The following is an 11,138-nucleotide window of genomic DNA, read 5'->3' on the forward strand; positions in this document are numbered from 1 at the left end:
TCCATCATTGGCGATAACGCCACCGAAGATGCTCTTAACGTGATCCGTTCCCCATTTGAGTTTTCCTACGTCGAATTCCGCAATACCCCCTCCGATGCCTTTGACGGCGATTTCACCACCGGATCGGCGATGAATTGCAGTTTCCATGACATCCAGGGCGACGCTTTTGATGTCAGTGGGTCTCACGTCAGTATCAGCGATTCGTATTTCGCCAACATTGCCGACAAGGCTATTTCGGCAGGTGAGGGCAGCGCGATCACGCTGGAAAATTTGGTCATTCGCAATGTCAATATCGGTATCGCCAGTAAAGACCTGTCGTTGGTTCGCGTGAGCAACAGCCTTATTGATACGGCGCATGTGGTGGGATTGGCCGCATATATCAAAAAGCCACAATACGGCCCGGCTATGATTGAAGCCAACGAGCTTGAACTGCTCAATACCGCGGTGCCCGCCATCTGCCAGACCGATAGTGAGATCATCTTGAATGGCGAAAGCATTCCCACAGAAAATATTGATGTGGATGCCATGTATACGCAGGGCATTTTGGGCAAATGAACAACAATCCTTACCGCTATGAAATAAAAATGGTCGCCGATGCACTCTATCTGGGCGAAGTGCGCAGTTGGGTTTTTACGCATCCTAATGCTTTTCAAATTGCTTACCCGCCGCGCCAGGTGAATAATATTTATTTCGACACCCGCGACCGCGACCTGATGAAAGATCATATTAACGGGGCAGCCAATCGCGAAAAATTCCGCTTTCGCTGGTATGGAGAAAGCTGGCTGGCAAACGGGGGACAAATTGAAATCAAGAAAAAACGCGGTATGTTGGGGTATAAAACCACCCAGAAGATTATAGCCCCCATGGATATTGCCCGTCTCAACTGGGGAGAGATCGCAGCCGCTCTGAAACAGGAATGCACCCATGAATTCACCTTTTTGGTGGAAAATCTGATCCCGGTGCTCATCAACCACTATCAACGCGAATACTACATCAGCATGGATGGGCGCATCCGCGTGACGCTCGATTATCAGATGCGCGCCTTCGAGCAAGCTTTTGGGCTGAGTCCCAATCTCAAATTCCCCCAATTGCAACTTGATAATGTCATCATCGAAATGAAAGCCGCCGAAGCCGACCATGCGCGCATTGCCAATTCGTTAGCACAATTCCCTTTGCGCTGTACACAAAACTCGAAATATCTGAATGGCTTGGGAGCGTTTTAGGTGGCGCTCTACGCCAGTTGTCAAGACGAAATAAAAAAACGTGGAGCCAGAATAATCCAGCCCCACGTCAACTACAAAATATTCGTATCGATTTACCAGCCCTGGAAAGCCCAGATACCCGCATAAGGCACTTCAGCACAACGCTGATAGCCAGCCCCCACTGAAACTTCTGTGCGACGGTTCTTTTCCATTTGGTTATTCACCCATTTGCCGTTATCCAACTGACGAAGTGCAACCGCATGGATATGACCAAATTCTCCAACAGAGGCATAAGGGTTAATAAAGCAAGCCGTCCCTGGCGCAGTGGCAATAAAAACAACAAAGTTCTGCACACGTCCGCCCGGAAAGGCTGGATAGGACGATGCAGGCATCGCATACTGACCCGGGCCTAGCGCGGGGATCATCGGCGGACGCTGCTCAGCCGCGGCCGCGCCTGTAACGCTAATTAGTGTAACAACCATTACGGCCGCAAGAACAAACCATAACATATATTTTTTCATTGTATACTCCTTCTAAAACTTGCAAAGTTTCACTGTTTTAAGAAATAGGACGCGCTTATTATAATACAGAGTTTATGAATTGTAATTCACCCCTAAGTACCGTTGCACACCCCATAAACAGGAGATAAATGTTCAAACCCATTCGCTGGAATACTTTTTTTCGCGATTTTCTAATCATCCAAATTGGCTTCGCCCTTTTTGGATTGTCAATCGCTTTACTCATTCGCGCCAACCTGGGGACAAGTCCCTGGGTGATGCTGGAAGTGGCGCTGGCGCAACTCGCCGGGCTGACTCCGGGCACAATGAGCATCATCGTCGGGCTGCTGGTACTCAGCGGCTCCGCAATTATGCGCGAACAAATCGGCTGGGGTACGCTGACCAATATCCTCTTCATTGGCCCGTGGGAAGACCTTTCGCTGTATTTTCTACCCTCCCTTACCGGGAACTTCATCGCCCAATTGGGGATGCTGCTCTCCGGTGTGCTGCTGATGGGAATTGCTTCGGCGATTTATATCGGTGTGGATGCAGGTGCAGGCCCGCGCGATAGCCTGATGCTGGCGGTGAAACGCATTAGTGGTTGGAGCCTGCGCCGCGGGCGCGCCACGATTGAGGTCTTTCTGGTGATTGGGGGCTGGCTGCTCGGCGGCCCGGCAGGCGTTGGGACAGTGATCTTTGCCATGCTGATTGGCCCGGCGGTGCAGTGGGCGTTCAAAATCTTCAAAGTCGAACCCCATAGGGGGATACCCGAAAAATAAGGGTGTGAGCAGCAAAGCTGCCCACACCCTTATTTTTCGGGTCTAATTCAGCGCGTCCACCATCAGGGCAATGAACAAAAAGGCCAGATACATACTCGAATGGCGGTACATCTTCCAGGCTAGTTTATTACCCCCTTGCCGCCAAACTTTCCAGGCTGATGTTAGCAACCAGATGCCCAATAAACCTGCCAGCACAAGGTAGATACTCCCCCCCAGACCAAAGATCGGCAGCAGCATCGTCAGCACAACCAGCTCAATTGTGTAGATGAAGATTTTCGTGCGGGTCTCTTTTTCGCCGCGCACCACCGGCAGCATGGGGACACCGGCGCGGGCATAATCTTTGCTGCGCACGATGGCTAACGCCCAAAAGTGGGGTGGAGTCCACATAAAGACCACCGCAAAGAGAAAAAGCGCCGGAATATTAAGGCTCCCCGTAGCCGCAGCCCAACCCACCAGCGGAGGAATCGCCCCCGCGCCGCCACCGATGACGATATTCTGCACAGTGGCTTTTTTCAGCCAGATACTATATAAAAAAACATAATAAATGATCCCCGCCAACGAGAGCAGCGCCGCCAGTAAATTTACAAACGCGGCCAGCAAGTAAAACGAAGTTAGCGTCATCACCACCCCAAAAGCCAACCCCTCGCCAGGAGTCAGCCGCCCGGCGGGCAGGGGGCGTTTTTGCGTGCGCTGCATTTTGATGTCGTCGTAGCGGTCAATATATTGGTTGATTGCCCCAGAACCGCCCGCGGCCAGAAATCCGCCCAGCAGCACCCAAAAGGTAAGCGCCACTGAGGGCCAGGCTTTGGCCCCAATCACCATCCCGGCGTAGGTGGTCACCAACAATAGCGCGACCACAATCGGCTTGGTGAGCGCCAGAAAATCACGGGCCACATCCACGCGCTGTACAGCTTCGGCGGCTTCCAGGCTTTCTTCTTCACCCGAACGCGCCGCCCGCCCCACAAAATAAACTTGCAACAGCAACGCCATCCACACGGCGACCGCCGTGGCAGCATGCAATGCGATCAAATAGAAAGGAAATTCACGCGTCACTTTCAGCGCGCCGAGCATGGATTGCAACAGATACAGCGCGGCGGTTGCGGTGGTGGTAACCAAAATGGGAGTCTGCGTGCGTTGGGAGCGCCACGCTCCCCGGAGCAGAATCAGCATCACCCCGCCGACCAGCCCCACAGTCAGACGGTGAGCAACCTGCATCCACTCCAGGCGATCCTCCGGGAGAGCCAGGCCATCCCCGCACAACGGCCAGCCGCCACAGGCATTCGCCGCGCCGAACTGTCGAATCAATGCTCCGCCGATCAACAGGATCAACATACTGACCAAAACCAGCAAAGAGAGCCGGGCAAACGGGGAGCGAAATTGCAAATTCTTAATCATGTGTCTCTCGGCGAACGTACATCGGGTAACCCACGCCCAAAATCGTGGCGAAAATAAACCACTGTACAGCATACCCCAGATGCGGACCTTCGGTCAACTCGAATTCAGGCAGGCTGCGGTAGGGCGGTTGCAGATTGGCCGCGTCAGGGGCTTGCTGGATATACACGTTCAGCAACGGATTGGGGATTTGCCGCGCGATGGCCTGCAAATTGACAAAATTCCACGCCCGGAGTGTTTCGCCCGGTTGAGGGGTGGGGTCGGGACGCCCCCCAAAGGTGGGTTCTGCCTGCGAAAGGCGGAGCATCCCCTCGATGACATCTGTCCCCGCAACTTCATACGCCGTCCAATCGCCGCGTTGATAAGCCTCCAAAGGAATCCAGCCGCGGTCAACCAAAACAGCCTGATCGCTGCCGGTAATTTTGAGCGGGGTGAGCAGATGCACACCGGGCTGATCCCCCCAGGCCTGGTTACGAATGGCAATCTCCTGGCTGTGGTCAAATTCGCCACTCACCGTAACGGCGCGATATTCCATGCTTTCAAGGTCGCTATCAAGAGCATTGGCGGTCAAATCCAGCGAGGGGGCAACAGACACCGCGGCGATATGCGCGTTGAAGGCGCGGCGCTGTTCCAGGCGGTCGAGCTGCCAGAATCCCAAGCGAATCATCACCATGACGGCCAGCGGCACAATGAGGGTGAGGAATATATAACGACGGCTAAATAATGTCTTAAGCATATTTCCATTAAACGTACTTGTCATTCCGAACGCGATGAGGAATCCCTGACAACCTGATTGGATCAGGACTTACGAACTTTCGCAAAAAAAAGCCCGAAAATCTGTGGTGGTCAACAGTACCTTGAACATTGTGTCCAACCTTGTCATTCCGAGCGCAGCGAGCGAAGCGAGGAATCCCTGCAAAGTGGTTTGATTTATCGCCTACGCAGGCACTTTTTTTCGCTTGACTTCAGGGATTCTTCGTCGCTTTGCTCCTCAGAATGACACCGTAGAGTGTTCAGGCTACTGTTGACCACTACAGAAAGCCCGAAAATAGGTGTGGAAACAGGGATTCTTCGCTGCGCTCAGAATGACAGGAGATGGGACCTAGTCGGCTGACTGTAACGGCATGTCTATTTTATTCTTCTGCTTGAGCGGGAAAACCAACAAACTATACACAAAAAAGAACATCGCCGTTGGTGGGGTAGCCAGGGCAAAGGCTTGCAGGCGAGAGATAGCCGTGGTGCGTGTGCGAACATCAAAGTTCAGAAATTTGGAGGGCGTGAAGGTGCAGCCCAGCGTGTATTTGTTGGCATCTTCCATTTGCAGGCTGGCGCTGCTCCCGGCAGGAACGTAAAGCGGACCGAGTTCATGGTCGGTGTGGTCTTCGTTCTTCACCCGCAGCGTATCGCCGATCACAAAGGTCAGTTCTTTGGGCAGCGAGATTGGGGCTTCTCCGGCAGCGATTTCATCGGCGGTTCCAGCGGGAATAATAATTTCGATCATTTCGGGGGCGCGGTCGTTTTTATCTTTGAGCAACAGATGCGCGCCTTCGTTGATGATGCCCACAAAGACGAGGGCAACAAGGAAAACGATCAGCAAGCGGTGGGCGTAGGGGCGGAAGGAAGGGGGCATGAGGGGACAGGGGACGAAAAACAAGAGACAGAGGGCAGGGGATTTCCGTCTTCCGTCTTCAGTCAAATTTTTATTCTTTCAACAGGTGAATAATATCTTCTGTCATTGCCTCGGGGGCCATGCCAAAAGGAAACGTCAGGCGCAGGTTGCCGTTGGGATCAATCACATACACACGGGCGGTATGATCCATCAAGTATCCCGCCGCGCTGCCGACATCATTCTTCTGGCGGTAAACGCCGTAGGCAGCATAGACGGGTTGCAACTCGTCCAGTTCCCCGCTCAGGGCGATGAAATCGGAATCAAAAGCGGTGACGAATTGGCCCAGCAAGTCGATTGTATCGCGTTCCGGGTCTACGGTGATGAATACAAATCGAATCTCGTCGGCTTGTTCACCCAAACTGGCCTTGATTTGCTTGAAGTCGTACAGCGTGGTCGGGCAAACATCGGGGCAGCGCGTGTAGCCGAAGAAAAGCAGCACGATCTTTCCGTGCTGCTCACTCAGTTGAAAAGTTGTGCCGCCATTGGCCTTGAGTGTGAAATCGCTGGTCGGAGCAGGCGGATCAATCAGCGAGCCTTGATAGGTATAGGGCTGCTTGAAGACAAATGCACCGATTGCTACCAGCACAATCCCTACCAACAACCCAATACCTAATTCCACGATCAATTTGATTTTCATACGCCTTCATGTTCAGCAAAAACCTTGAAGCTTTGCATACCTTTCAAGGTTTGTTTTGGAAAAGCGCCGCGCATGAAAATGGCCATCAAACGCATTAGGCCACTAAATATAAATTCGGAGTCCATCACCCAACGCGTTTGATTCTCACCTACTTCAGAAAAAGAATTTGAGATTTTATTAAAGACACCTTTCGCCTCATAGGTTGCGGAAAATTCATCCGGAAGGTTGCGGGCAATAATGGTTTCCACCATCTCAATTTCACGACCACCCTCATCATAAAAAAGGCGTGATTTTGCCCCAGGTTCCCCTTCCTGCCCTTCAAAGTGCTCAAAAGATTTCAAGCCCGCCTGCCACTTGGCTAAATTATCCGGATTATCGAATAATTCAATCACGCGCTGGCGAGGTAGGTCGAGCAAGATTTCACATGTATATTTCATTGCATTGCCTCACTAAGTTATCCAGCAACCGTTCCGATTAAATATAGCGCCGGATAGAAGAAAATCCACACCACATCGATGAAATGCCAGTATACGGCAGCGGCTTCTACCTGCCAGTGCTTTTCGGCAGAATATAATCCTTTGCGCCCATTGCGATAGACAATTGCCAAAAAGATCACGCCAGTGAGTACGTGAAAAGCGTGCATCCCCGTCATCATATAGAAAACCGCGCCATGTGCGCCGTCGGAGGCGCTAAAGGGGGCTAATTGCCACTCTACGCCGACAACGCCAATCAGGAAGACAACACCCAGGATCAGAGTAATCAGCGTGCCATTCAGGAAAGTCTTTTGATCGCCGTGGGCAATCGCCGTTTCAGCACGGTTCATAAAGAAGCTGCTCACCAACAGCATAGCGGTGACAACCAAGCCCAGCGTCTGCTCCAGGTGCGGACGGGTATTCCCCAACAAATAGAAACGCGAAACTAGCAGCCCGGCAAATACGAAGCTGTCCGAGAGCAGGAAGAGCCATAACCCGAGGCGGTTGGTGCCGGTTTTATAGGCATAGCTGGAACGAATATCGGAAGTATTAGTGCTCATGGCTGCCCTCCTCGGCAAACAAGCGCGGCAGATGCATATAATGTTGAACGACAAACCAGGCTTTGATGAGAGCGATAATCACCAACACGGACCACCACGCGCCGCCAAAAACAGCAACGGCATATTCACCTGCGGTCAGCACGGCCAGGATGATAAAGACATAAACGCCGAATTTTAAGGCTTTTTGCTTTGTAGTATTTTCCATCAGTTTTTCCTTTTGGTTTTATCAGGAAACCAGGAAGCCATGAATTATTTTTAGGGCTTTCCTGACTTCCTGACAAGGCTTTCTATCAATCAGCAGCGGGTGCCTCGGGGGCAGCAGCAAACTTCACGAACGGCGCATCCGCTAACCCGTAGTCATAGGGCTCGCCAACCACCTCAAAGGGATAATCCGCATAGTTATGCTCCGGAGCCGGCGAGGGCAAGAAAAACTCCGGTGAACGCGAATTCCAGGGATTATTGGGTGCAACTTCGCCTTTCTTCAAGCTCTGTATCACATTGATGATGAAGAGCGTCACCGCAATAGCAATCACGAAACCGGCAATCGTAATCAACAGATGCGAAAAATCGAAATTGAGCGCCGGATCATAATCGGCGATACGGCGGCGCATCCCCAGCAGGCCCACGCGCATTTGGCCGAGCGATTGCACATAGAAGGCCGGGAACATCAGCCAAAAGTGCCATTTACCCAATTTTTCGCTGTACATCTTGCCCGTGATCTTGGGGAACCAGTAGTAAAGCGCAGCGAAGAAGGGGAAGATAAAACCGCCGAACATGGTGGCGTGGAAATGCCCCACGATCCAGTAGGTATCGTGAAGGTGCAAGTCGGTGGCGACGGTGGCGTTAGGCGGGCCAGTGAGACCGCCCAGCAAGAAGATCGAAACCGCGCCCAATGTGAAGAGCATCGGCGTTTCAAAAGTCATCTTGCCGCGCCACATGGTCCCGACCCAGCTAAAGAATTTGACTCCTGTGGGTACAGCCACCAGCATGGTGCTGTACATAAACGGAACACGCAAATATTCGGCCATGCCCGAGGTGAACATATGATGCGCCCAGACAAAGAAGCCCACCAGCGCGATGCCCAGCGATGACATGGCAATCCACTTGTAGCCAAAGAGCGGCTTGCGCACAAAAACCGGCAGCAACTCACTGATAATGCCCAGGCCCGGCAAAATGAAGACATACACCGCCGGATGCGAGTAGAACCAGAACAAGTGCTGGAACAAAATCACATTTCCGCCCTTCGCCGGGTCGAAGAAACCCATGCCAAAGAGGCGCTGGAACATCACCATCTGGAATGACAGGCCGATTAACTGTGTCGCTGTCAGGCTGATTAGCGCGGTGGAAACGGCGGCCCAGACAAAAATGGGCATGCGCATAAAACCCATGCCTTTGGCGCGCATCCGCAGGGTGGTGACGATGATATTCAGCGAGCCGAGAATGGATGAAAACCCGATGAAGTACACGCCCATGAAGAACATCTGCATCCCCAGGGGAGCGCGCGCGCTCAGGGGTGGGTAGCCGGTCCAACCGGTGTCGAACCCACCGAGGAAGAGACTGCTGACCACCAGCAGCGCGCCAGGGACGTTAATCCAGTAGGCGAAAGCATTCAAACGGGGGAAAGCCATATCGCTGGCGCCGATCAGCAGCGGGACAAGATAATTCGACATCGCACCCACACCGAGCAAGATCGAAGCGATCATCACCATACCGTGCAGGCCGATCAGGGTGTTGAACATATCCAGTTCGACCACTTGCAGACCAGCCGCGGCCAACTCGGTGCGGAAGATCAACGCGAAGGTTCCGGCGAGCGCCAGCAACAAGACCGAAGTCACACCGTATTGAATGCCAATCACCTTGTGGTCATACGAAATATGGAAATACTTCGCCCATCCGGGTTGATTGGGGTCGGTCTCGATATGCTCAGGAACTTCCTCGCCAAAGGCCATCTTAGCCCAATCGCTGAATGCGCCCGCACCCACCAGAAAGGTGAGCACGCCCACAAAAGCGCCGCCCACCCAAACCGGCTCCGCATTCCAGGCGGGCAATCCCATCAGCAGACGGATCAACATTACCAATCCCATCCCAGCCAATGTGCCGAAAATTTGGAAAACCACACCGCGGAAAAAACTTAATGAAAACAACTTAACTTTTTGATTTGCCATAATTTCTTCTCCGAATGTTGCAAGTTACAAGTTGAAGGTTTCTTCGAACCTACAACTTTCAACCTTCAATTGTTACTACTCACCCAAACTCTTGATGAATTCAATCACATCCTGAACCTGTTGATCGGTCATGCTTGCGCCGGTAGGCGGCATAATAACGGTTTCAAAGCCCTCGACGATCTTGGCTTGAGGTTCGCGGATCGACTCGAACAGATACGCATCATCGACGGTCAGGGTGGTGCCATCGGCTAAAGATTCTTCTTTGCCGTAGAGGTCCATCCAGGTCGGGCCAACTTTGTCGCTGCCGTCAATCGAGTGGCAGGCGGTGCAGCCAAATTGCCCAAACCAGACTTCGCCGCGCTCCACCGGATCATTGGAAACACCTTTGAGTTGTTCTTCCACCCATTCATCAAACTCTTCTGGTTCCACAACAAATACATCGGCAAGCATATAGGCGTGTTGTGTGCCGCATAACTCCGCACAGCGAACTTTGTAGCGGCCAAGCTCCGTGGGCGTGATGCGCAACTCGCGCTCCATGCCTTCCCCCGGCAAGGCATCTTGCTTGACTCGGAACTCAGGCACCCAGAACGAGTGAATCACATCGGTGGATGTAAGCATCAGCAACGCCTGACGGTCAGCCGGCAGGCGCAGTTCATCGGAGCTAAAGCCGTAATCCGTGTAGTCGAAACGCCAAGACCATTGTTGCCCAGTCACAGTGATGTTATAGGCATTCGGGTCAGCTCGGCGGGTTTCTGCCAGCGCCGTGGAACCTAAAAAGGCAAAATACATCACAATGCCCAGTGGCACAATTGTCCAGGCGATCTCCAAACCAGCGTGGCCCTCAAAATGATCGCCATCACCTTCTTCGCCTTGCTTGCGCCGAAACACGATGATGCTGTACAGCATAAAGCCGATAATCAGCGCAAACAGAAACGAAATTACCCAAATATGCATTCGGAATAATTGATCAATAAACACACCTTGCAGACTAGCCAATTCGGGCATCAGGCCAATGGTATCCAGGCCGAAACCGACGAGCACGGTCAGGATAGCCACCAGAATGGCTACAAGAATAAAATGTTTCATAGAATTTCTCCTCGTTTCTTCGTATTATTCGCGATCTTCATTACTAACGGGGATTTCCATCTCCATCCAATCATCAATTCGCTCAGCTTGCATTGTTCGGCGGTCATAAATAATGGCTTCAGCGCCATCTTTGTCGTTTTCGAGAGAAAGCAACACAATCCGCAAAGTCCCTTCAAACTCCATAAAGCGTGCCAGAAATTCATCTCGATTGAGAGTCTGGTCGTCGTAGTCGACCACCACCAGATCGGGTTCGTGTTCGCGCAGGGCTGTCGCGGCCTGCTCGGTGGTGGATACCAACCCAACGATGAGAACATCCGCCCCCCAGCGCTGTTCCAACAAATGTTGCAAGCCATTCCCAAACAGGGAATGGCTGGAGGCAATCAGAACACGCTTGGGACGAGATTGAGTGGTTTTCATTCGCTTCGTGCAATTTTGAAGTTTTTTGAGATGATCGAAAATAATTAAAACGCTCAGGCAACTTTACCAAGATAAACCTTGCCTTGTCACTCACCCCTCTATCGTCAAAAGGGTGATTTTTTAATCACCCTTTCCGATGCGGCAAAATCCCCCCTGCATGGATTAACAAATGATTAAAAGAAGATTATCATGCGATAAGCGCGTAATCGCTATTTTCAAAACTGACACCAGCGCAGTGCATTTCTTTCTTACTCGTACTTA

At 52.1% G+C, this 11,138-nt stretch carries 14 protein-coding genes; 3 read left to right on the top strand and 11 right to left on the bottom strand.

Annotated features, from left to right (window positions below):
- A partial coding sequence (locus HN413_11910) for a hypothetical protein (protein ID MBT3391102.1) occupies positions 1-555 on the top strand: 555 nt, incomplete at its 5' end.
- Entirely contained in the window at positions 552-1,223 is a 672-nt protein-coding gene (locus HN413_11915) for a polyphosphate polymerase domain-containing protein (protein ID MBT3391103.1), read from the top strand. The genes HN413_11910 and HN413_11915, both read left to right, overlap by 4 nt.
- A gap of 92 nt (positions 1,224-1,315) precedes the next feature.
- On the opposite strand, the gene HN413_11920 is transcribed toward HN413_11915, so the two are convergent.
- Entirely contained in the window at positions 1,316-1,723 is a 408-nt protein-coding gene (locus HN413_11920) for a hypothetical protein (protein ID MBT3391104.1), read from the bottom strand.
- A 128-nt stretch (positions 1,724-1,851) separates the two neighbouring features.
- Between HN413_11920 and HN413_11925 the strand changes: the two genes are divergently transcribed.
- Entirely contained in the window at positions 1,852-2,478 is a 627-nt protein-coding gene (locus HN413_11925; GenBank protein ID MBT3391105.1) for a hypothetical protein, read from the top strand.
- 42 nt (positions 2,479-2,520) lie between these two features.
- Here the strand turns inward: HN413_11925 and HN413_11930 are convergent, their stop codons facing one another.
- From HN413_11930 to HN413_11975, 10 genes are all read right to left on the bottom strand, one after another.
- Positions 2,521-3,873, bottom strand: a complete 1,353-nt coding sequence (locus HN413_11930) for a protoheme IX farnesyltransferase (GenBank protein MBT3391106.1) — start codon at positions 3,871-3,873, stop codon at positions 2,521-2,523.
- Positions 3,866-4,606 (bottom strand): SURF1 family protein, encoded by a 741-nt coding sequence (locus HN413_11935; GenBank protein ID MBT3391107.1) that lies wholly within the window; start codon positions 4,604-4,606, stop codon positions 3,866-3,868. The genes HN413_11930 and HN413_11935 overlap by 8 nt, the downstream gene beginning before the upstream one ends.
- Before the next feature lie 366 nt (positions 4,607-4,972).
- Entirely contained in the window at positions 4,973-5,500 is a 528-nt protein-coding gene (locus HN413_11940) for a hypothetical protein (GenBank protein ID MBT3391108.1), read from the bottom strand.
- A gap of 70 nt (positions 5,501-5,570) precedes the next feature.
- Positions 5,571-6,176 (bottom strand): SCO family protein, encoded by a 606-nt coding sequence (locus tag HN413_11945; GenBank protein MBT3391109.1) that lies wholly within the window; start codon positions 6,174-6,176, stop codon positions 5,571-5,573.
- The gene (locus HN413_11950; GenBank protein ID MBT3391110.1) at positions 6,173-6,613 is read right to left on the bottom strand and encodes an SRPBCC family protein; all 441 of its coding nucleotides are present in this window, start codon (positions 6,611-6,613) and stop codon (positions 6,173-6,175) included. The genes HN413_11945 and HN413_11950 overlap by 4 nt, the downstream gene beginning before the upstream one ends.
- Positions 6,614-6,630: 17 nt before the next feature.
- On the bottom strand, positions 6,631-7,209 hold the full coding sequence (locus HN413_11955; protein MBT3391111.1) for a heme-copper oxidase subunit III: 579 nt from the start codon (positions 7,207-7,209) through the stop codon (positions 6,631-6,633).
- A complete protein-coding gene (locus HN413_11960) occupies positions 7,199-7,414 on the bottom strand; it encodes a cytochrome C oxidase subunit IV family protein (protein MBT3391112.1) in 216 nt (71 codons plus the stop codon). The genes HN413_11955 and HN413_11960 overlap by 11 nt, the downstream gene beginning before the upstream one ends.
- 85 nt (positions 7,415-7,499) lie before the next feature.
- The gene (locus HN413_11965) at positions 7,500-9,374 is read right to left on the bottom strand and encodes a cytochrome C oxidase subunit I (GenBank protein ID MBT3391113.1); all 1,875 of its coding nucleotides are present in this window, start codon (positions 9,372-9,374) and stop codon (positions 7,500-7,502) included.
- A 75-nt stretch (positions 9,375-9,449) separates the two neighbouring features.
- On the bottom strand, positions 9,450-10,460 hold the full coding sequence (gene coxB / locus HN413_11970) for a cytochrome c oxidase subunit II (GenBank protein MBT3391114.1): 1,011 nt from the start codon (positions 10,458-10,460) through the stop codon (positions 9,450-9,452).
- Between the two features lie 24 nt (positions 10,461-10,484).
- Positions 10,485-10,877 (bottom strand): hypothetical protein, encoded by a 393-nt coding sequence (locus tag HN413_11975; GenBank protein MBT3391115.1) that lies wholly within the window; start codon positions 10,875-10,877, stop codon positions 10,485-10,487.
- Positions 10,878-11,138: the final 261 nt, after the last annotated feature.

The organism is Chloroflexota bacterium, assembly GCA_018648225.1.
In the GTDB taxonomy this organism is placed as follows: domain Bacteria; phylum Chloroflexota; class Anaerolineae; order Anaerolineales; family UBA11858; genus NIOZ-UU35.